This is a genomic window from Knoellia locipacati (assembly GCF_044791685.1).
In the GTDB taxonomy this organism is placed as follows: Bacteria; Actinomycetota; Actinomycetes; order Actinomycetales; family Dermatophilaceae; genus Knoellia; species Knoellia locipacati_A.
Genome location: NZ_CP087730.1, coordinates 1,381,983 through 1,401,753, shown reverse-complemented (window position 1 = coordinate 1,401,753; position 19,771 = coordinate 1,381,983). Strand labels below are relative to the sequence as shown.

The following is a 19,771-nucleotide window of genomic DNA, read 5'->3' as shown; positions in this document are numbered from 1 at the left end:
GGGACTACCTCCCTTGGGGTGCCTCGACGGGGTGCCTCGACGGAGGGGTCCGCGTGGGCGAGGATGCACGGGTGACGAGCCCGAGCCACGACACCGAGCTGGGCCCGAGGCTCGCCGCCGCCCTCGTCTTCGGCTCCAGCGCGGCCGTCCTCGTCGTCGAGATCGTGTCGCTGCGGCTGCTCGCGCCCTACCTCGGGCTGACCCTGGAGACGAGCACCCTCGTCATCGGCATCGCCCTGGCCGCCATCGCGGTCGGTGCCTGGTCCGGTGGCAGGGTGGCCGACTCCGGCGACCCGGGGCGCCTGCTGGCCCCGCTGCTCGCGGCCTCCGGCACCGCGGTCTCGCTCATGCCGTTCCTCGTCCGCGGCGGCGGTGAGCTCGCGGGTGCGGGGGTCTTCGTCGTCGGGGCGATGACGATCTTCGTCCCGGCCGCGATGCTGTCCGCCGTCTCGCCCATCGTGGCGAAGCTGCGGCTCACCGACCTGTCCGAGACCGGCAGCGTCGTCGGCGGGCTGTCCGGGACGGGCACTCTGGGTGCGCTGGCCGGCACCGTGCTCACCGGGTTCGTCTTCGTCTCGGCGTTCCCGGTGAGTGCGGTGCTCGTCGGGCTCGGGGTCGCGCTCGTCCTCGCAGCCACCGCTCTGGCGCTGGGCGCGCGACGTGGTCGGCGCGAGCGGCGCACCCGTGGCTCGGCGACGGCGCTGCTGCTGCTCCTGCCCGGGACCCTCGGCGCTGCCTGGGGACCCGGCAGCTGTGACGCCGAGACTGTCTACCACTGTGCCGAGGTCATCCGCGACGACGCGCGCCCCACCGGACGCGTGCTCGTCCTCGACGGGCTGCGCCACTCCTACGTCGACGTGCAGGACCCGACCCACTTGGAGTTCGAGTACGTGCAGGCCCTGGCGTCCGTCGCGGACACGGCCTTCCCCGACGGCGAGGCGATCACGGCATACCACCTCGGGGGCGGGGGACTCACGCTGCCGCGCTACCTCGCGCAGGTGCGACCGGGCACGACGAGCGTCGTCTCCGAGATCGACGCGGGAGTCCTCGACGTGGACGTCGAGCGGCTCGGGCTGCGGACCGGCGACGGTCTGGACGTGAGGGTCGAGGACGGGCGGATCGGAATGCGGGCCCTCGACCCGGACTCGCGGGACCTCGTCGTGGGTGACGCCTTCGGCGGCGTGACGATCCCGTGGCACCTCACGACGCGCGAGGCGCTCACCGACGTTCGCCGCGTGCTGGGGGAGGACGGCCTGTATGCCGCCAACCTCATCGACTTCGGTGAGCTCCGCTTCGTCCGGGCCGAGCTCGCCACGCTCCGGTCCGTCTTCGACCACGTCGTGCTCGCTGCCGACCCGGAGACCCTCGCCGGGCAGGCCGGCTCCGGTGGCAACCTCGTCGCGGTCGCGTCCGACGCGCCCGTCGACACCGCCGCGCTCGCGGAGCGGATGGGTGGCCGAGCGCTCGAGTGGGACCTGCTCGAGGGCCGGCGTCTGGACGACTGGGTCGGTGACGCGATGGTGCTCACCGACGACCACGCCCCGGTCGACCAGCTCGTCACGACGTCCCCGCCGCTCCCGTCGGCCTGACGGCGGCTCGACGGGCGACCCGACGGCGACGACCCGAACCGCTTGACGGCGGCAAAGCAGGTCCCACGGAGCGCGACGTCGCCGTCGCGGTCCGTGGGACCGAGCACCCGCTCCCCTGCGAGCGGGTGCGATGGAGAGGGCTCAGGCCGGGCCGCAGTCGGCCGACTCGGCACCCTCGATCCAGGTCTCGACCATCTGGAACGGGAGCTCCGAGCCGGCCATGAAGTACTCCAGGCCCTTGCCGTCGGCGCCGTTGGGGTTCATCCGGCCGGTGTGCTTCGGGTCGCCGATCGTCATCTTCTCGAAGATCTTGATGCCGACCGGCAGGCCCTCGGCGCGCAGGGCGTCGTACCCGGCGTCGACGGCGGCGTCGCACGCGGCCTCGTAGCCGGCCTCGTAGAAGGCACCGTCCTGGGCCGACATGACGAACCAGTTCGACGACTCGGGCGCGTCGAGGCTGTACATCGGGACGAAGCAGTGGTGCGCCATCGCCGGTGCAGCAGCGAGGACGGCGGTCGTGCCGGCGGCGGCGATCGCGAGGCCGGTACGACGCAGGGTGGTGCGGTGCATGGTGTTCTCCTGGGTTGGTGTCGGGGCTCCTGTCGAGCCGCCGTCGATGTGCCTCAACGGTGGCTCGCCCGACGTCCCGGGGGACAGGGTCAGGTGTCCCGTTCGTGCGGGAACTTCCGGCCCGGCCCGGTCACTCGACCTTCTTGCGGTCGGACCGGGCTCCTTCGGTGTCGTCCGGGTGCTCCACGGTGAAGAACGAGAACCCGCCGTCCACCTCGAGCACGCACAGCTCGATGTCGCGCAGCCTGCGAATTCCCTTCTCCCGAGCGGCCTCCCTGACGTCCTCGATCGTCAGGTGCTCGGACGACAGCACGTCGAGGACCGGCTCGCCGTCACGGATGACGACGCGCGCCCTGCCCGAGAGCAACGGTCGGGTGAGGGGGAACCGGTAGCCGGCCCAGGCCAGGAGGAGGCTGAGGATCGAGAACGTCGCGACGGCCAGCGCCGCCGCGCTCAGCGAGTAGTCCTCCTGCACGACGCCTTGGGCGACGAGGTCACCGAGGGTGACGACGAGGATCATGTCGAAGGCGGACAGCTGGGCCACCTCGCGCTTGCCGGTGACCCGGATGACGAGCCAGAGCAGCACGAAGATCAACGCTGCGCGCAGCACGATGTCCATCAGGGCACCACCCGCATGCTGAACGCCGCCGACACCACAGGCGCGTCGTCGGCGAGCACCTCCACCCGGCAGTCGTTCGAACCGCCCCACTGCCCCGGCGCCGCTCGCGCGTCGAGGCTGACCTCGAGGACGGGGCCGGAGGGCGGGTCGAACTCGTAGAGCAGGGCGCGGTCGGTGCTCGTCTCGGCCGACGGGTTCGGGTACCAGTTCTGGAAGTCGAGGTGGTCGAACAGGTCGTCGCACAGCGAGACCTGCACCGGCCCGGTGAAGCCCTCCGCGTGCTCCACCCGGATGTGCAGGGGGGCCGGCTGACCGGCGCGGGTGAGGGTGGCGTGCTCGACCTCGAGGATCCAGCCACCTGACGACGACGAGACCGTGTCCGTGCGCGGACCCACGAGTCCCACGAGGCCGGCGACGACGATGAGGGCCACGACGGCGATGCCGCTGCGGTGCGCCCAGTGACCCACGGCCCCGCGAGGGGCGTGGGCGAGGTCGTCCGTGGTCGAGTCGGTCTGAGCCACATCCTGACGCTACGACCGCCGCGGTCCTGATGCCTCCACGCCACGCGGGACGGCAGGTTGTTGGTTGGATGGGGGGATGACGGCAGCGCAGCGTCCGGCCACCGACCTCCGGGTCGCGCTCTTCGCGACGTGCTTCAACGACACGATGTGGCCGGAGACGCCCAAGGCGACCGTGCGCCTCCTCGAGCGGCTCGGGTGCCGAGTCGAGTTCCCGGCCGCGCAGACCTGCTGCGGCCAGATGCTCACCAACACGGGGTATGCCGGCGAGGCCCTGCCGCTCGTCCGGCGCTTCGTCGACGTGTTCGGGGACTACGACGCGGTGGTCGCGCCGTCGGGGTCGTGCGTCGGGTCGGTGCGCGAGCAGCACGCGATGGTCGCCCGTCACGCCGGGGACGAAGGGCTCGCGAGCGAGGTCGAGCAGGTCGCGCCCCGGGTCCACGAGCTGTCCGAGTTCCTCGTCGACGTCCTCGGGGTCACCGACGTCGGTGCGTGGTTCCCCCACCGCGTGACCTACCACCCGACCTGCCACTCGCTGCGGATGCTCCGGGTGGGCGACCGTCCCCTCCAGCTCCTCCGGGCGGTCGAGGGCATCGACCTCGTCGAGCTGCCCGGGGCCGAGGAGTGCTGCGGCTTCGGTGGCACCTTCGCGATGAAGAACGCCGACGTCTCCGTCGCGATGGGCACCGACAAGGCCGCGCGCGTCCTCGAGACGGGCGCCGAGGTCGTCGTCGCCGGCGACAACTCCTGCCTCGCGCACATCGGAGGGATCCTCGGGAGGCAACGCACCGGCATACGGAGCCTGCATCTCGCCGAGGTCCTCGCCTCGACGAGGGAGGACCCCGCATGAACGCACCCCGCATGAGCACCCCACCGCTCCAGCGCACCTCCGCGACCTTCGTCGGTATGCCGTCCTTCCCCGAGGCCGCGCGCGCCGCGCTCGCGAACACGCAGCAGCGGCAGAACCTCCACGACGCCACCCACACCATCCGGGCCAAGCGCGCCTCCGTCGTCGCCGAGGTACCCGAGTGGGAGGCGCTGCGGGTCGCGGGCGCCGACGCCAAGGACGAGGCGCTCACGCACCTCGGCGACTACCTCGAGCAGCTCGAGGCGAGCCTGACGGCCAACGGTGCGACCGTGCACTGGGCGCGAGACGCGGAGGAGGCCAACCGGATCGTCGTCGACATCGCGAGGGCCAAGGGCGTCGACGAGGTCGTCAAGGTCAAGTCGATGGCGACCCAGGAGATCGAGCTCAACGAGGCTCTCGAGGAGGCCGGGATCAGCGCGTGGGAGACCGACCTCGCCGAGCTCATCGTCCAGCTCTTCGGCGACCGGCCGAGCCACATCCTCGTGCCCGCGATCCACCGCAACCGCACCGAGATCCGCGACGTCTTCGCCCGCGAGATGGGCAAGATCGGACGCGCGGCACCCGACGACCTGACCGACGACCCGGCGCGGCTCGCCGAGGCCGCCCGGCTCCACCTGCGCGAGAAGTTCCTCCGGGCCAAGGTCGCGGTCTCGGGAGCGAACTTCGCGGTCGCCGACACCGGGACGCTCGTCGTCGTCGAGTCCGAGGGCAACGGGCGGATGTGCCTCACCCTGCCCGAGACCCTCATCTCGGTCGTCGGCATCGAGAAGGTCCTGCCGACGTGGGACGACCTTGCCCCGATGCTCCAGCTGCTGCCGCGCTCGAGCACCGGCGAGCGGATGAACCCCTACACGACCATGTGGTCGGGGGTCCACGACGGTGACGGTCCGCAGGAGGTCCACGTCGTCCTGCTCGACAACGGTCGCAGCCACGTGCTCGCCGACCGCGTCGGCAGGCAGGCGCTCCGGTGCATCCGCTGCTCGGCCTGCCTCAACGTCTGCCCGGTCTACGAGCGCACCGGCGGGCACGCCTACGGCTCGGTCTACCCGGGTCCGATCGGGGCGGTGCTCAACCCGCAGCTTCGCGGCACGGCGAGCGAGGTGGACAAGTCACTGCCCTATGCGTCGAGCCTGTGCGGTGCGTGCTTCGACGCGTGCCCCGTGCGGATCGACATCCCCGAGCTCCTCGTCGAGCTGCGCGGCACCGTGGCGCAGCAGGGCGGGCACCGGGCGGAGTCGGCGGCGATGAAGGCGGCGGCCTGGGTGCTGTCCGACCCGAAGCGCCTGGCCGTCGCCCAGCGGGGCGCGACCACGGCGGGGCGGCTCATCGGGAAGCGGACCGTCCGACGGGTCCCCGGCCTTGGTGCCTGGACCGATGCGCGCGACGTGCCCACGCCGCCGAAGGAGACCTTCCGCCAGTGGTGGGCCCGTGAACGAGGGGAGGGCAGCCGATGAGCGCCAGTGTGAGTGGTGCCCGCGACGAGGTCCTGGCCCGGGTCCGGGCCGCGACCAGCGACGTCACGACCGCCCCACGTCCGGGCGGCAACAATCGACCAATTGGTCACGAAGTGCTGGACGAGAGGGACAAGGTGCTCGACCTCTTCGCCGAGAACGTCGCCGACTACCGGGCCGAGGTCGTCCGGGTCGATGCCGCGGACGTGGCGGCAGCCGTCGCCGACGTCCTGATGCGGCGCGGGCTCGGGTCCGTCGTCGTGCCCGCCGGGCTCGACGCGTCCTGGTCGGCGGCACTCGCCGACGTCGCGGACGTGGTCGCCGAGAGCGAGGCGGGGTCTGCGGCCGAGCTCGACCGGATCGATGCCGTCGTCACCGCGTCGGCGGTGGGCATCGCGACCACCGGCACGATCGTCCTCGACCACGGTCCGGACCAGGGGCGGCGCGAGCTGACCCTCGTGCCCGACACCCACGTATGCGTCATCCGTGACGACCAGGTCGTCCACGACGTGCCCGAGGCGGTGGCGCGGCTCGGAGGTGAGGCGCACCGTGGCCGGCCCCTCACGTGGGTCAGCGGGCCGAGCGCGACGAGCGACATCGAGCTCCAACGGGTCGAGGGCGTGCACGGGCCTCGGACCCTGGTCGTCGTCATCGCGGCGGGGGCGGCGTCATGACCCCCGCGGGCGACGCGGCGACCCCCGTGTTCTTCCTCGCCGGCGGCACCGGGATCTCGGCCGAGACCCTCGGCAACCTGCTGCTCGCACAGTTCCCGGGCCTGACCTTCACCCGACGCAAGATCCCCTTCATCACCACTGTCGAGCAGGCACGCGCGGTGGTCGCCCAGGTCGACGCCGCCATGACCGACTCGGTGACGCCGCTGGCGTTCTCGACCGTGTCCGACGAGTCCCTGCGCCAGGAGCTCCAGGAGACCAAGGCCGCGTTCATCGACCTCTTCGGCTCGCACCTCGACACCGTCGAGCGGGTGCTGCACGTCAACGCCACCCACAGCGCGGCGGCCCTGCACGGCGTCGGCGACACCCTGCGGTACGACCGCCGGATGAAGGCGATCGAGTTCGCGATGGAGCACGACGACGGTGCGAGCCTGCGCAACCTCGCCCAGTCAGACCTCATCCTCGTGGCGCCCTCCCGGTGCGGGAAGACGCCGACCTCCATGTACCTCGCGCTCCAGCACGGGCTCAAGGTCGCGAACTACCCGCTGGTCCCCGAGGACTTCGACACCGAGCGCCTGCCCCGCCCGCTCACGGAGCTCGCCGACAAGTGCTTCGGCCTCCTCTCGACCCCCGCTCGCCTCAGCCAGGTGAGAGGGGAGCGCAGGCCCGGGTCCACCTATGCCACGCTCGCCCAGTGCAGCTTCGAGCTGCGCCGTGCCGAGGCGATGTACAGGGCGCATCGGATCCCGTCCATCAACTCCGCCAAGATGTCCGTGGAGGAGATGGCTGCCGTGATCATGCAGAGCAGCCGCCTGCCCGACCTCGGCTGAGGCCGCCCGGCCGACGCCGTCCGACGAAAGGACCACCATGACCGCCACCCAGCAGGGGACCACGGGCACCAACATCGCCTGGTTCGCCGAGCTCGGCCTCGGCGACGTCGAGCACGTCGGCGGCAAGAATGCCTCCCTCGGCGAGATGGTGCAGCACCTCTCCAAGGCCGGGGTCCGCGTGCCCGACGGCTTCGCCACGACCGCCGACGCCTACCGCCGCTTCCTCTCGCACGAGGGCCTGGCCGACCACATCAACGGTGTCCTGGCCGAGCTCGACGTCGAGGACACGCGGGCGCTCGCCGCAGCCGGGGCCGACATCCGGGACGCCGTCGAGAAGCAGCCGTTCCCGGCCGACCTCGAGAGCGAGATCCGCACGGCATACGAACGGCTCGTCGGTGAGGCGAGCGGCGCCGGCGGCTCGGGCGACGAGGTGAGCTGGGCGGTGCGCTCGAGCGCGACGGCCGAGGACCTGCCCGACGCGAGCTTCGCGGGGCAGCAGGAGACGTTCCTCAACGTGCGCGGCATCGACAACATCCTGCTCGCGATCAAGCGGGTGTTCGCCTCCCTCTACAACGACCGTGCGATCGCCTACCGCGTCCACAGCAACTTCGACCACGAGTCCGTCGCCCTGTCGGCCGGCATCCAGCGGATGGTCCGCTCGGACATCGGCTCCTCCGGCGTGATGTTCACGATCGACACCGAGTCCGGCTTCTCCGACGCTGTCTTCATCACGAGCAGCTACGGCCTCGGCGAGGCCGTCGTCCAGGGCGCGGTGAACCCTGACGAGTTCTACGTCCACAAGCCGGCGCTGCGTGCCGGACGTCCGGCGATCCTCAAGCGCGGGGTGGGCAGCAAGGCCACCAAGATGGTCTACACGCAGGACGACGAGGTCGGACGCTCGATCGACTTCGTCGACGTCGACCCGGCCGACCAGGCCCGGCTCAGCCTCACCGACGCCGAGGTGACCGAGCTCGCCGAGCACGCGCTGCGGATCGAGGAGCACTACGGGCGCCCCATGGACATCGAGTGGGGCAAGGACGGCGTCGACGGCGGCATCTACATCCTCCAGGCCCGCCCCGAGACGGTGAAGTCGCGCCAGTCCGGCTCGACGCTGCAGCGCTTCCGCATGGACGCGCCTGGCGAGGTCGTCGTCGAGGGCCGCGCCATCGGCCAGAAGATCGGCGCCGGTGCCGTCCGGGTGCTCGGGACCCCCGAGGCGATGCACGACTTCAAGGCCGGCGAGGTGCTCGTCGCCGACATGACCGACCCCGACTGGGAGCCGGTGATGAAGCGCGCCAGCGCCATCGTCACCAACCGCGGCGGCCGCACCTGCCACGCGGCGATCATCGCCCGCGAGCTCGGCATCCCCGCCGTGGTGGGCACCGGCTCCGCGACGCGCGACCTCGCCGACGGCCGCGAGGTCACGGTCTCCTGCGCCGAGGGCGACACCGGCTTCGTCTACGACGGGCTGCGCGAGTTCTCGGTCACCCAGACCGAGCTCGACTCCATGCCCGACGTGCCGGTCAAGATCATGATGAACGTCGGCACCCCGGAGCAGGCCTTCGAGTTCTCCCGCCTGCCGCACAAGGGAATCGGGCTCGCCCGGCTCGAGTTCGTCATCAACCGCCAGATCGGCATCCACCCCCGGGCCCTGCTCGAGCTCGACGACCAGGAGCCCGAGCTCAAGGCCGAGATCGAGAGCCTCATCGCGGCATACGACTCGCCTCGCGACTTCTTCGTCAAGCGCGTCGCCGAGGGGATCTCGATGCTCGCGGCGGCCTTCGCGCCCGAGCCGGTCATCGTGCGGATGAGCGACTTCAAGTCGAACGAGTATGCCGGCCTGCTCGGCGGCGCTCGCTACGAGCCGCACGAGGAGAACCCGATGATCGGCTACCGCGGCGCTGCGCGGTACCTGTCGGCCGACTTCGCCGAGTGCTTCGCGATGGAGTGCGAGGCGCTCAAGCTCGTGCGCGACGACATGGGCCTGACCAACGTCAAGGTGATGATCCCGTTCGTGCGCACCGTCGCCGAGGCCGAGGGTGTCATCGACCTCCTCGGGCAGCACGGGCTCGTGCGCGGCGAGAACGACCTGCAGGTCGTCATGATGTGCGAGGTGCCGTCGAACGCCGTCAACGCCGACGCGTTCCTCGACCACTTCGACGGCTTCTCGATCGGGTCCAACGACCTCACCCAGCTCACGCTGGGGCTCGACCGCGACTCGGCGCTCGTCGCCGGCGGCTTCGACGAGCGCGACCCGGCGGTCAAGAAGATGCTGTCGATGGCGATCGAGGCGTGCAAGGCCCGGGGCAAGTACGTCGGCATCTGCGGGCAGGGTCCCTCGGACCACCCGGACCTCGCCGACTGGCTTCTCGACCAGGGCATCGAGTCGATGTCGCTCAACCCCGACACCGTCGTCGACACCTGGCTGCGCCTGGCCGCGCGGGCCTCGAAGTAGGGGCGGCGCCGCGGCGCTACGATCGAGCGTGACCACGACACTCGTCCTCTCCGTCATCGGTGACGACCGCGCCGGGCTCGTCAAGGCCCTCGCCGACGTCATCGCCGCGAACGACGGCAACTGGGAGCGCAGCCACCTCAGCGAGCTGGCGGGCAAGTTCGCCGGCATCGTCGTCGTCACCGTCCCCGAGGACCGCGCCGACGCGCTGCGTGCCGCGCTCGAGCCGCTCCAGGGGCTGCTCGACGTGTCGGTCCACGACGCGGTCGCCGCGGAGGGTGCCACCACGGCCGACGCCGAGGGCGAGGGCGAGGGCCAGCGGCGCGAGGTCCGAATCTCCCTGCTGGGCAACGACCGCCCCGGCATCGTCGGCGCCGTCTCGGGCGTGCTCGCCCAGCACGGCGTGAGCGTCGCCGAGCTCGAGAGCGGCACCCGGGACGCCCCGATGGCCGGAGGCCGGCTCTTCGAGGCGACCGCCGTCGCGAGCGTGCCCGCGGGCACCGACCTCGAGGCGCTCCAGGCCGACCTCGAGCAGCTCGCCACCGAGATCATGGTCGACGTCACGCTCGAGCCCGCCGACTCCGCGGACCTCTCGCCCACCGACCCCGCCTGAGCCCGAGGAACGACGAGAGCCGGTATGCCGTGGCGCGCCACGGCATACCGGCTCTCCCCCTCCTGTGGGTCGCGTCAGGGGCGCATGACCCACTTGATGGCCGAGCAGCCACCGTCGGAGCAGACCCGGATGCCGGCGTAGTCGATCGGGCCTCCGGAGGACCAGTAGGCCGAGCCCTTGAAGGGGTCGCTCTCGCAGCCGCCGACGTCCTCACGGGTGCCGACGTGGACGACGTTGCCGTACTGGCGGATGTAGAGCTTCATGCTGGCGCGCACCCCGTCACCGGGACACCTGTCGTTGAGGTAGATGTCGTTCCAGCGGACGAAGCCCTCGCTCTGGAACTCGATCGTGGCCTTGCCGTAGGCGAGGCCGTTGGGCGAGGTCGCCGACACGGTGTCCCCGGTGACGACGGCGGACGAGACCGCTGCCGAGCCGACGACGACGAGCACGAGAGCGGCCAGGGTGGCGGTGATCCGGGCGAGCAGTCGGGGGTGGTTCATCTGGCCTGCCTGTCGGTGAGGGGTGCGGGGCGGAGCGGGCTCAGCGGGAGTTGAAGACGTAGCAGAGCCAGATGTTCGGGGCCCAGTGGTCGCCGATCCGGCCGTCGACCTTGAAGCAGTAGTAGTCGCGGTCGGGGTTTGCGGGGTTGGCACCACCGACGTGGATGTCGTAGGAGCCGTACCAGTCACCGGACGTGCGGATGGCGCCGGCGTACTGCGAGTAGTCCCCGCGGTCGTAGAGGCTGCCGATCGAGACCATCGTCCACATCGTTGTGCCGACGGTGCCGCCGACGTGGACGTTCTTGACGCACACCTCGGACTCGCGGTACACGCCGTACTCCCAGATCTGCACCCGGCTGAGGACGGTGCCGCTGCTGTTCGTGATGGGGACGGACCTGCTCAGCGTGCCGCGGCACGACGCGTACGTCGTCGTGTTGCTCTCGGCGCTGGCGGCGGGCGCGGAGGCGAGGACGGCGCCGACGGCGGCCGTGCTGGCCAGGAGGGCGGTGGCGAAGCGCTTCATGGGGTTCCTCTCCGGACGGGTTCGGGTCGTGGAGCACCGTGGCGGAGGGCACTGCGGATCGGCTGCGGTTTCGCTGCGACCCGGCTCCGCGGGCGCGCGGGCCCGTCCGCCCTCGAGATCCACTCAGGGGACGATGGCCGTATGCCGTCCGCCCCCGTCCCGCTCCCCCCTCGCGAGGCGGAGCTGGTCCGCTCCCGCCTCGATGCCCTCGGCCTGCCGGGACTCGTCGACGTGCACACCCACTTCATGCCGCAGCGCGTGCTCGACAAGGTCTGGGCCTGGTTCGACCGGGCCGAGGAGGCGTTCGGGCGACCGTGGCCCATCGCCTACCGGACCGGTGACTCCGAGCGGGTCGAGCGGCTGCGGTCGTTCGGGGTCGAGGCGTTCACCTCGCTGAGCTACGCGCACCGGCCCGACATGGCGTCGTGGCTCAACACGTGGTCCGGCGACTTCGCCGACGCCCACCCGGACTGCCTGCGCTCGGCGACGTTCTTCCCCGAGCCGGGCGCAGGCGGCTATGTGCGCGAGGCGATCTCGGACGGAGCCCGGGTGTTCAAGGTGCACGTGCAGGTCGGCGCCTTCGACCCGAACGACCCCCTGCTCGACGAGGTCTGGTCGGCCCTCGAGGAGAGCGGCACCCCGGTCGTCATCCATGCGGGCCACGGCCCGGCACCGGGCGAGCACACCGGGGTCGGAGGCGTGCGTGCGCTGCTGCGCCGCTTCCCGGAGCTGACCCTCGTGGTCGCCCACGCCGGCATGCCCGAGTACGCCGAGTTCCTCGAGCTCTGTGCCCTGCACCCGCGCGTCCACCTCGACACGACGATGGTGTTCACGAGTTTCACGCAGGACATGCACCCGTTCCCCGCCGGGCAGCGTGACCTGCTCGCGGCCATGGGGGAGCGCATCCTCTTCGGGAGCGACTTTCCGAACATTCCCTACCCCTACCTCGAGGCGGTCGACGCCGTCATCGACCTGGGCCTGGGGCAGGAGTGGACGCGCAACGTGCTGCGCGAGAACGCCCGGCGGCTCTTCGGCCTCGACGGTCTCGACGGCCCCCGCGGGGCCGGGTGACTCAGTCGGCGTCGATCTCGATGTCGAACTTCTTCGCCGCGCGGGTGATGCGGCCCTTGATGGCGTCGACCTCGTCGGCGTCGTACTTCGCCGCGTTGGACTTCTTGTTGATGTAGGACCACGCCGCCCGCACGTGCTCCTCGGTGTCGATCGGGTACTTGTTGTTCGTCGGGTCGGCGAACTCCACGTCGCCGTACTCGCGCTCGCCCTCGTCGGGGTTGACGTCGTCGCGCCTCGAGATGTGTGTTCCCATCCCCTCACCGTATGCCGGTCACGCGCCGATCGTTCCGCCCTTTGGGGTGAGCCGGTGGCGGCGGTACCTGCCTACCGTCGAGAGCATGACCGCCTTCAGCACGACCGTCCGAGCCACCCACCTCGTCACCAACGCGGCGTGGTTCGGTGGTTCCCTCATGGGCGCGGTGGGCCTCAACCCTGCGGCTCGCGAGGGGGACAGCGAGGCCGAACGGTCGCAGATCTCGGACCGGGGGTGGACGAGGTGGGGCCCGGTACAGGGAGCAGCGATCGGGCTCCACCTTGTCAGCGGACTGGCGATCCTCGCGGACAACCGCCGCCGCACGGTGGCCCACCCGCCGACCACGGCCGCCGTGGTCGCCAAGACCGTCCTCACCGGGGCGGCGCTCGCAGCCAGCGGAGCGGCCTACGTCTACGGCGCGCGCCTCGGCGAGGCGCAGGAGGCCGCGGACGCCAACCCCGTGCAGAGGCGCCGCAAGGAGACCCTGGCCGGGGTCATGCGCTGGCTGCAGTGGGCGACCCCGGCGGCGACCGGTGGCCTGCTCGTGCTCGACGCCTACCTGGGTGAGCAGCAGCGCGGCGCCGCCGGCCTGCTCGACCGGCCCATGTCCCTGCTCCGTCGCAGATGAGCGAGCGCTTCGACTTCGCGTTCGCCCCGGCATACCGACTGCCCGCGCTGCTCTTCGGGATCCGGCCCGGCACCGCCGACGTCGTCGTCACCGAGGACGAGCTGCGCGTTCGCTTCGGTCCGTGGCGGCTCGTCACCGGGCTGGACAACGTCAGCGGGTTCGAGGAGACCGGTGACTTCCGCTGGCTCAAGACCGCGGGGCCTCCCCACCTCTCCTTCACCGACCGCGGCGTGACGTTCGCGACGAACGGTGACCGGGCGCTGTGCGTGAGCTTCCGGGAGCCCGTGCCCGCCATCGACCCGACGCGCACCATCCGGCACCCGGGCGCCACGCTCACGGTGGCGCGACCGGACCTGTTGCGGGCGGCGCTGGCCGAACGCACCGGGACGCCCGGGGCCACCGGGCGCCCGAACCCGCCGTCGAGCGGTTGAGGAGGCGTCGTGGCTGAGTTCCCCTGCGTCGTCGACGGCGCACCAGCGCCCGTGGCGACCGCACCACCTGGCTTCCTCGGATGGTCCGACGACGCGCTCGTGACGGCCGCGCGCACGGCCGGGACCGACATCGACGCAGGGCTCGCGCTCGCCCGCTCGCTGGCTCCCGTCGCGGACCGGCTCGGGCGCTCCACGTGGACATGGATGCGGACCCTCGCTTCCCTCGGCGCCGGTGACCTCACCGCCGCCCGGGTCGTCGAGCCACACCTCGACGCCCTCGCGATCCTCGCCCAGGCCGCGGCGCACGATCGCGCCACCGACGCCAGCTGGCCGAGCCCGGTCCCGCCTCCCGACAGCACGTGGGGCGTGTATGCCGCACACGCTCCGGGCCATCGTCTCGAGGCCGCCGTGTCGGGGGGCGAGTGGACGCTCACCGGCACCAAGCCGTGGTGCTCCTTGGCCGACCGGGTCAGCCACGCCGTCGTCACCGCCCACGTCGACGACCACCGGCGACAGGCGTTCGCGGTCGACCTGTCCGACCCGGGCGTCCGGGTGGTCGAGGAGCCGTGGGTGGCCCGCGGCCTGGCCGACGTGCGCAGCACGGCCATCGCCCTCGAGTCCGTCCCCGCGGCGCGGGTGGGCCCGCCGCAGTGGTACCTCGAGCGTCCGGGGTTCGCCTGGGGCGGGATCGGCGTGGCCGCGGTCTGGTTCGGGGCGAGCTGCGCCCTCGGCCAGTCGGTCATGGACAGCGCCCGCAGGCGTGAGCCGGACCAGCTCGCCCTCACCCACCTCGGCCGGATCGACGCGGCCCTGCACGCCACCCTCCTCGCCCTGCGCGAGGCGGCGAGGTTGATCGACGAGGGCGCGGCCGAGGGGCGGGCCGGCGAGCTGTTGGCCGCCCGCGTGCGCAGCCGCTCGGCCATGACCGTCGAGCTGGTCCTGGCCGAGACCGGTCAGGCGCTCGGCCCCGCGCCGCTCACCAGCGACGAGGAGCACGCCCGTCGCGTCGCCGACCTCACCGTCTACGTGCGCCAGCACCACGGCGAGCGTGACCTCGCCCGGATCGGCGCGCAGCTGCTCGAGGACGCACCGTGAGCAGGCAGCAGTCGCCGCCACGGCTCGACCATCCCGACGGCGAGGCGCGCTGGGTCCGCGACCGCCGGTGGGCCACGGTGGCGAGCGCGGACCCGCAAGCCCTGCTCACGGCATACGACCGCCTTCTCGTCGTGGCGGCGCACCCTGACGACGAGTGCCTCGGTGCCGGTACGCTCATCGCCGATGCCGCGGACCTCGGCGTCGAGGTCACGGTCCTCCTGCTGACCGACGGCGAGGGTTCCCACCCCGCCTCGCCGACCGTCTCCACCGACGAGATGCGGTCGCGCAGGGTGCTTGAGGGCGACCGTGCGCTGTCGGTCCTGGCGCCGGGTGCGCGCGTCGTCCACGCGGGTCTGCCCGACGGTGGGCTCGCCGCGCGGCACGAGGTCGTCGTCGACCGGGTCTGCGACCTGCTGGACGAGCGGACCCTCGTCGTCGCGCCCTGGACCGGGGACGGGCACGCCGACCACGACGCCGCGGGCCGCGCGGCCGCGGCGGCAGTCGCGGCCGCGAACGGTGGTGACGGTGGCTCGGTGGGGTTGGCCCACTACCTCGTCTGGTTCTGGCACTGGAGCTCGCCGGATGACCTGCCGTGGCACCGCCTGCTGGTCGTCGACGGGTCGCTCGGCGCGATCCGACGTGCGGCTCGGGCCCTCGACGAGCACCGGACGCAGGTCGCTCCCCTCTCGCCGGCCCCGGGTGACGAACGACTGCTCACCGACGGTGTGCTCGCCCCGGCCCGCCGGGGCTTCACGACGCTGCTCGTCTCGGACGGGACCGCGCCGCCGGAGAACCCGAGCGGGAGCGACGACGACAGGGTCGCCTCTTTCGACGCGATGTTCGAGGACGGCGACGACCCGTGGTCGAGCGACTCCTGGTACGAACGCCGCAAGCGTGACCTCACCCTCGCCGTGCTCGCCCGCGAGCGCTACGAGCGGGTGCTGGACCTCGGCTGCTCCACCGGCGTCCTCAGCGGGGCCCTCGCCGGGCGGGCCGACCACGTGGTGGCGGTGGACGCGAGCGAGCCGGCGCTCGAGGTGGCGCGACGCGAGGCCCCCGAGACGGTCACGTGGGTGCGCGGCCGGGCCCCCGAGGTGGTGGAGGGCCTCGACGGGACCTTCGACCTCGCCGTGCTCTCCGAGGTGGCCTACTTCCTCACGCCGTTCGAGCTGTGGCTGACGCTGGGAGCCCTCCTGCCCAGGCTGGCTCCGGGAGGCGAGCTCGTGCTCGTCGACTGGCGCCACCCGACGGAGCGCATCCCCCTCGACGGGCCCGCGGTCCACCGCCAGGTGGCGGAGGTCTGCGGCAGGTGGGCGAGCGTGACCCACGTCGAGCGAGACGTGCTCGTGGACTGCTATGAGGTGACCTCGTGATCCGGGCGGTGCACGTCGTCATCCCGGCGCGCGACGAGGCCGTGCTCCTGCCGCGGTGCCTGACGAGTGTGGAGCGGGCCCGACGCGTGCTGCGGACCTGTCGGCCCGACCTCCTCGTCGACGTCACGGTGGTCCTCGACAGCTGTGTCGATGCGTCGGCCGACGTCGTCGAGACCGCTCGGGTGGGGAGCCTCGTCGTCGACCACGGTGTCGTCGGCGCGGCACGCCACGCGGGCGTGTCCCGAGCCGTGGAGGCGGCCGGCGCGCTCGGTGTCAGTGGCGACGACCTGTGGATCGCCTGCACCGACGCCGACTCCCTCGTCCCCCCGCACTGGCTCGTGACCCAGGTCGGGCTGGCCGCGACCCGCGACCTCGTCATCGGGACGGTCGAGCCGATCGGGCTCACCGACGCGGCGCTGCTCGAGCGGTGGCGCGAGCGCCACGAGCTCGTCGAGGGTCATGCCCACGTGCACGGTGCGAACCTCGGGTTCCGGGCGAGCACCTACCTCGAGGTCGGCGGTTTCGAGCCGGTCAGCCTCCACGAGGACGTCGACCTCGTGCGCCGGATCAGGGCGCACACCCCGCGGTGGGTGGCGACGGACTCGGTCCGCGTGGCCACGTCAGCCCGCTCGCACGGCCGCAGCACCGGCGGGTTCGCGGGATTCCTGGCGGGGCTCGGCGAGGAGGTGGGCTGAATGAGGATTGCCATGCTGGCCACCTCGCGGCACCCGATCGTCGAGCCGTATGCCGGCGGACAGGAGTCGCACACCGCTCTGCTGGCGCGAGGGTTGCGACGGCAGGGTCACCACGTGCGCCTGTACGCCTGCGCCGGCTCCGACCCGGCCCTTGCCGACGAGATCGTGCCCTACGTCGAGCTGCCGGGGCTCAGCGAGGTCGCGGGCCTCGACTACGCGCTGCCAGCGGACTTCCTGGACGACCACGCCGCCTTCACGGGTGCGGTCGGGCACCTGCTGGAGCAGAGGGGCGTCGACGTCGTCCACAACCAGAGCCTCCACTTCCTTCCCCTCGCGCTCAGCGGGGCGCTGTCGGTCCCCGTCGTCACGACGCTGCACACACCGCCCCTGCCCTGGATGGAGATGGGAATCGCGCTTGCGGGCCCGTTGGCGGCCTACGTCTGCGTCTCTCTCGCCAACAGCACTGGCTGGACGACTCTGCCGGCGGGCCCCCGGATCATCCACAACGGCGTCGAGGACGACGGCGGCGGCCCCGGGGAGGGGGGCGAGCACCTCGTGTGGACCGGGCGCCTGACCCCAGAGAAGGGCACCGACCTCGCGATCCGCGCGGCCCGTGCGGCCGGGCGCCGACTACGGATCGCCGGCCCGGTCAGCGACCGTGGCTGGTTCGACGAGGTCGTCGCGCCAGAGCTCGATGGCGACATCGAGTACGTCGGCCACCTCTCCCACGCGGAGCTCGCCACGCTCGTTCGCGGCAGCGCAGCAACGTTCGTCACCCCCCGGTGGGACGAGCCGTTCGGGCTCGTCGCCGCCGAGTCGGTCATGTGGGGCACGCCCGTCGTCGCGCTGGACCGAGGAGGCCTCTCTGAGTTCATCACCGCTGACCTCGGGGTGATGGTCGACTCGGACGGCGACGACGACACCCTCGTTCACAGGCTCGCCGACGCCGTTCCGGCCGCCACGGGCTTGCACCGGAGGGACGTCCACGCCGCCGCGCGCGCCGCGCTGGGGTCGCAGCGCATGGTCGATGACTATGTCGCTCTCTACCGCGAGCTCCTCGAGGCCCAGGGGGTGCGGTCGTGAAGGTCGGCTGGTACGTCCATCACCACGGCGCCGGTCACCGCACCCGCGCCATGGTGGTCGGCCGCGAACTGATGGCCCGGGGGTCGGACGTGACCCTCCTGGGGTCGGCGCTCGAGGGCGACGCTGCCCACCCGTCGGCGGTCACCTCGGTTCGTCTCGCGATGGACGCGCCCCTGCCGGAGGCGATGAGCGAGAGCGGTGCTGATGTCACGGCGCACGGGTTCATGCACTGGGCGCCCCTGGGGCACAGTGGATTTCGCGAGCGCATGACGACCATCGCGCGTTGGGTCCAGGTCGAGGAGCCCGATGTCGTCGTGGTCGACGTGTCGTGCGAGGTCGCCGTCATGGTGCGACTCCTGGGCGTCCCCGTGGTCGTGGTGGCCCAACCCGGCGCCCGCACGGACGGTGCCCATGCGGCGGCCTACGACGCAGCGACCGCCGTCCTCGCGCCGTGGCCGGCGTGGGCCACCGACGACATCTGGCACACGTCCCGCGCCACGGAAGGTGGGCACGGAACCGATCCCCGGGTCGTCGCGGTCGGTGGGATCGCGCGCGAGCCCACCCTCGTCACTGCTCCGTCCGTCGCGGCAGGAGCGCAGCCGACCGGCGACGAACCCGGAGGGGGCCGCCGGACGGGTGAGCCCTCGCGGCGCGCCCGCGGCCTCGTACTCGCCGGGTCAGACGGCTTCGACGACCCGGACCTTCCCGACGTCATCGCCGCCGCCGTACCCGAGGTCGACTGGACGGTGGTGGGCGGGCGGGCCTGGGTGCCGGACGTCCACGACCACCTCGCACACTCAGACGTCGTCGTCACCCACGCGGGACAGAACGCGATCGCCGACGTCGCGGGGTGGGGTCTCCCCGCGGTCGTGCTGCCCCAGAGCCGCCCCTTCGAGGAGCAGAGCCACATGGGTGCGGTGCTGGCGAGCTCCGGCATGGCGCAGGTGGTGCAGCTCGTCGACGTGCCGGGTGCCCGGTGGGGCGACCTCGTGCGGCAGGCCCGCACCGACGGCGGCGACCGGTGGGCGACCTGGGGCTGCGAGGGTGCCGCCGCGCGTGCTGCCTCGCTCGTCGAGGTGGTCGCGGGTGCGTGACTCCACCGTCGTGACCGTCGTGAGCGGTCGGCACGACCACCTCCGCGAGCAGCGACGCGTCCTGCGCACCGTCGCTCCCCGGACACCGCACGTCGTCGTGTCGATGGGTGACCCGGACATCGACGGCGTCGTCGGCCGTGACGAGTGGGTCACCGTGGTGCACCTCGACACCGACCCGCTGGGCCTGCCGCTCGCGAGGGCGCGCAACACCGGGGTCGCCGCCGCGCTGGCCGCCGGGGCCGAGCTCGTCGTGCTGCTCGACGTCGACTGCGTGCCCGCCCCGGGTCTGCTGGCGGCCTACGAGCACGCGGCCGAGCGAGCCCCCGACGCCCTGCTCGCCGGACCGGTCACGTATCTGCCCGAAGGCGTCCCCGTTCCCGACGACCCGCAGGACCTCGCCGCGCTCCGCGCTCCCCATGCCGCCCGACCCGACCCGCCTCCGGGGACGCTCGAGCGCGGCGGCGAGCACGACCTCTTCTGGTCATTGAGCTGTGCGATGACCGCAAGCACGTGGCGCGTGCTGGGTGGCTTCCACGAGGGCTACGTCGGCTACGGCGCCGAGGACACCGACCTCGGTCGGGTCGCGCGGTCACGTGGCGTCGACCTCGTGTGGGTGGGCGGGGCCGACGCCTTCCACCAGTTCCACCCCGTGTCCATGCCGCCCGTGGACCACCTCGAGGACATCGTCCGCAACGCCACCACCTTCCACGAGCGCTGGGGGGAGTGGCCCATGGCCGGGTGGCTGGAGGAGTTCGAGCGCCGCGGACTGGTCGACCGGACCGGCGGGCGCCTGACCCTCACGTCACAGCCGGCACGAGCCCGCGAGCCGCGGAGGTAGCGTTCA

General features: G+C 72.3%; 22 protein-coding genes. 16 read left to right on the top strand and 6 right to left on the bottom strand.

All coding sequences use genetic code 11. From position 1 onward, the window contains the following. The first annotated feature begins 71 nt into the window (after positions 1-71). Entirely contained in the window at positions 72-1,589 is a 1,518-nt protein-coding gene (locus tag LL946_RS06610; RefSeq protein ID WP_404386018.1) for a fused MFS/spermidine synthase, read from the top strand. Between the two features lie 141 nt (positions 1,590-1,730). Here LL946_RS06610 and LL946_RS06605 read toward each other — a convergent pair whose 3' ends face one another. The 3 genes from LL946_RS06605 to LL946_RS06595 all read right to left on the bottom strand — a co-directional run bounded on the left by LL946_RS06605 (position 1,731) and on the right by LL946_RS06595 (position 3,299). Continuing rightward, positions 1,731-2,159, bottom strand: coding sequence for a hypothetical protein (locus LL946_RS06605; protein WP_404386016.1), 429 nt, complete (start codon positions 2,157-2,159; stop codon positions 1,731-1,733). Between the two features lie 130 nt (positions 2,160-2,289). Beyond that, positions 2,290-2,778 carry a DUF421 domain-containing protein gene (locus tag LL946_RS06600; RefSeq protein ID WP_404386014.1) on the bottom strand — a complete coding sequence of 163 codons (489 nt, stop codon included), beginning with the start codon at positions 2,776-2,778 and terminating at the stop codon, positions 2,290-2,292. Beyond that, entirely contained in the window at positions 2,778-3,299 is a 522-nt protein-coding gene (locus tag LL946_RS06595) for a hypothetical protein (RefSeq protein ID WP_404386012.1), read from the bottom strand. The genes LL946_RS06600 and LL946_RS06595 overlap by 1 nt, the downstream gene beginning before the upstream one ends. A 76-nt stretch (positions 3,300-3,375) precedes the next feature. Between LL946_RS06595 and LL946_RS06590 the strand changes: the two genes are divergently transcribed. From LL946_RS06590 to LL946_RS06565, 6 genes are read left to right on the top strand one after another with little or no spacing between them, the layout of a single operon-like run. Beyond that, positions 3,376-4,146, top strand: coding sequence for a (Fe-S)-binding protein (locus tag LL946_RS06590; RefSeq protein WP_404386010.1), 771 nt, complete (start codon positions 3,376-3,378; stop codon positions 4,144-4,146). Next, entirely contained in the window at positions 4,143-5,618 is a 1,476-nt protein-coding gene (locus LL946_RS06585) for a LutB/LldF family L-lactate oxidation iron-sulfur protein (RefSeq protein ID WP_404386008.1), read from the top strand. Before LL946_RS06590 ends, LL946_RS06585 begins: the two co-directional genes overlap by 4 nt. Next, on the top strand, positions 5,615-6,289 hold the full coding sequence (locus LL946_RS06580; RefSeq protein WP_404386006.1) for a lactate utilization protein C: 675 nt from the start codon (positions 5,615-5,617) through the stop codon (positions 6,287-6,289). The genes LL946_RS06585 and LL946_RS06580 overlap by 4 nt, the downstream gene beginning before the upstream one ends. After that, a complete protein-coding gene (locus LL946_RS06575; RefSeq protein ID WP_404386004.1) occupies positions 6,286-7,116 on the top strand; it encodes a pyruvate, water dikinase regulatory protein in 831 nt (276 codons plus the stop codon). The genes LL946_RS06580 and LL946_RS06575 overlap by 4 nt, the downstream gene beginning before the upstream one ends. A 37-nt stretch (positions 7,117-7,153) precedes the next feature. Next, positions 7,154-9,571: a phosphoenolpyruvate synthase gene (gene ppsA, locus LL946_RS06570; RefSeq protein WP_404386002.1), complete on the top strand. Its 2,418-nt coding sequence runs from the start codon at positions 7,154-7,156 to the stop codon at positions 9,569-9,571. A gap of 28 nt (positions 9,572-9,599) precedes the next feature. Then, positions 9,600-10,181 (top strand): glycine cleavage system protein R, encoded by a 582-nt coding sequence (locus LL946_RS06565; protein WP_404386000.1) that lies wholly within the window; start codon positions 9,600-9,602, stop codon positions 10,179-10,181. Positions 10,182-10,255: 74 nt separating this feature from the next. Here LL946_RS06565 and LL946_RS06560 read toward each other — a convergent pair whose 3' ends face one another. Further along, positions 10,256-10,681 carry a hypothetical protein gene (locus LL946_RS06560; protein WP_404385998.1) on the bottom strand — a complete coding sequence of 142 codons (426 nt, stop codon included), beginning with the start codon at positions 10,679-10,681 and terminating at the stop codon, positions 10,256-10,258. 40 nt (positions 10,682-10,721) lie between these two features. Then, complete coding sequence (locus tag LL946_RS06555) at positions 10,722-11,204, bottom strand: hypothetical protein (protein ID WP_404385996.1); 483 nt, start codon at positions 11,202-11,204, stop codon at positions 10,722-10,724. 141 nt (positions 11,205-11,345) lie between these two features. Here LL946_RS06555 and LL946_RS06550 point away from each other — a divergent pair, with 141 nt between their 5' ends. After that, positions 11,346-12,275: an amidohydrolase family protein gene (locus tag LL946_RS06550; RefSeq protein WP_404385994.1), complete on the top strand. Its 930-nt coding sequence runs from the start codon at positions 11,346-11,348 to the stop codon at positions 12,273-12,275. Position 12,276: 1 nt separating this feature from the next. Here LL946_RS06550 and LL946_RS06545 read toward each other — a convergent pair whose 3' ends face one another. Then, the gene (locus LL946_RS06545; protein WP_404385992.1) at positions 12,277-12,528 is read right to left on the bottom strand and encodes a DUF6582 domain-containing protein; all 252 of its coding nucleotides are present in this window, start codon (positions 12,526-12,528) and stop codon (positions 12,277-12,279) included. An 85-nt stretch (positions 12,529-12,613) separates the two neighbouring features. Between LL946_RS06545 and LL946_RS06540 the strand changes: the two genes are divergently transcribed. The 8 genes from LL946_RS06540 to LL946_RS06505 are packed head-to-tail and all read left to right on the top strand — an operon-like array spanning position 12,614 to position 19,765. Beyond that, positions 12,614-13,156 carry a hypothetical protein gene (locus LL946_RS06540; RefSeq protein WP_404385990.1) on the top strand — a complete coding sequence of 181 codons (543 nt, stop codon included), beginning with the start codon at positions 12,614-12,616 and terminating at the stop codon, positions 13,154-13,156. After that, positions 13,153-13,587 (top strand): hypothetical protein, encoded by a 435-nt coding sequence (locus tag LL946_RS06535; protein WP_404385988.1) that lies wholly within the window; start codon positions 13,153-13,155, stop codon positions 13,585-13,587. Before LL946_RS06540 ends, LL946_RS06535 begins: the two co-directional genes overlap by 4 nt. A gap of 9 nt (positions 13,588-13,596) precedes the next feature. Continuing rightward, entirely contained in the window at positions 13,597-14,682 is a 1,086-nt protein-coding gene (locus LL946_RS06530; protein ID WP_404385986.1) for an acyl-CoA dehydrogenase, read from the top strand. Next, positions 14,679-16,055 carry a PIG-L family deacetylase gene (locus LL946_RS06525; RefSeq protein ID WP_404385984.1) on the top strand — a complete coding sequence of 459 codons (1,377 nt, stop codon included), beginning with the start codon at positions 14,679-14,681 and terminating at the stop codon, positions 16,053-16,055. The genes LL946_RS06530 and LL946_RS06525 overlap by 4 nt, the downstream gene beginning before the upstream one ends. Then, positions 16,052-16,750 (top strand): glycosyltransferase, encoded by a 699-nt coding sequence (locus LL946_RS06520; RefSeq protein WP_404385982.1) that lies wholly within the window; start codon positions 16,052-16,054, stop codon positions 16,748-16,750. The genes LL946_RS06525 and LL946_RS06520 overlap by 4 nt, the downstream gene beginning before the upstream one ends. Next, positions 16,751-17,833, top strand: coding sequence for a glycosyltransferase (locus LL946_RS06515; protein ID WP_404385980.1), 1,083 nt, complete (start codon positions 16,751-16,753; stop codon positions 17,831-17,833). Then, entirely contained in the window at positions 17,830-18,927 is a 1,098-nt protein-coding gene (locus LL946_RS06510; RefSeq protein WP_404385978.1) for a glycosyltransferase, read from the top strand. Before LL946_RS06515 ends, LL946_RS06510 begins: the two co-directional genes overlap by 4 nt. Next, positions 18,920-19,765, top strand: a complete 846-nt coding sequence (locus LL946_RS06505; protein ID WP_404385976.1) for a glycosyltransferase family 2 protein — start codon at positions 18,920-18,922, stop codon at positions 19,763-19,765. Before LL946_RS06510 ends, LL946_RS06505 begins: the two co-directional genes overlap by 8 nt. The last annotated feature ends 6 nt before the right edge of the window (positions 19,766-19,771 follow it).

Bases quoted from the DNA above. Each gene is read 5' to 3' on its own strand.
- LL946_RS06555 (WP_404385996.1), bottom strand. From the start codon at position 11,204: ATGAAGCGCTTCGCCACCGCCCTCCTGGCCAGCACGGCCGCCGTCGGC.
- LL946_RS06600 (WP_404386014.1), bottom strand. From the start codon at position 2,778: ATGGACATCGTGCTGCGCGCAGCGTTGATCTTCGTGCTGCTCTGGCTC.
- LL946_RS06605 (WP_404386016.1), bottom strand. From the start codon at position 2,159: ATGCACCGCACCACCCTGCGTCGTACCGGCCTCGCGATCGCCGCCGCC.
- LL946_RS06550 (WP_404385994.1), top strand. From the start codon at position 11,346: ATGCCGTCCGCCCCCGTCCCGCTCCCCCCTCGCGAGGCGGAGCTGGTC.
- ppsA (WP_404386002.1), top strand. From the start codon at position 7,154: ATGACCGCCACCCAGCAGGGGACCACGGGCACCAACATCGCCTGGTTC.
- LL946_RS06560 (WP_404385998.1), bottom strand. From the start codon at position 10,681: ATGAACCACCCCCGACTGCTCGCCCGGATCACCGCCACCCTGGCCGCT.
- LL946_RS06545 (WP_404385992.1), bottom strand. From the start codon at position 12,528: ATGGGAACACACATCTCGAGGCGCGACGACGTCAACCCCGACGAGGGC.
- LL946_RS06590 (WP_404386010.1), top strand. From the start codon at position 3,376: ATGACGGCAGCGCAGCGTCCGGCCACCGACCTCCGGGTCGCGCTCTTC.
- LL946_RS06515 (WP_404385980.1), top strand. From the start codon at position 16,751: ATGAGGATTGCCATGCTGGCCACCTCGCGGCACCCGATCGTCGAGCCG.
- LL946_RS06535 (WP_404385988.1), top strand. From the start codon at position 13,153: ATGAGCGAGCGCTTCGACTTCGCGTTCGCCCCGGCATACCGACTGCCC.
- LL946_RS06580 (WP_404386006.1), top strand. From the start codon at position 5,615: ATGAGCGCCAGTGTGAGTGGTGCCCGCGACGAGGTCCTGGCCCGGGTC.
- LL946_RS06585 (WP_404386008.1), top strand. From the start codon at position 4,143: ATGAACGCACCCCGCATGAGCACCCCACCGCTCCAGCGCACCTCCGCG.
- LL946_RS06540 (WP_404385990.1), top strand. From the start codon at position 12,614: ATGACCGCCTTCAGCACGACCGTCCGAGCCACCCACCTCGTCACCAAC.
- LL946_RS06575 (WP_404386004.1), top strand. From the start codon at position 6,286: ATGACCCCCGCGGGCGACGCGGCGACCCCCGTGTTCTTCCTCGCCGGC.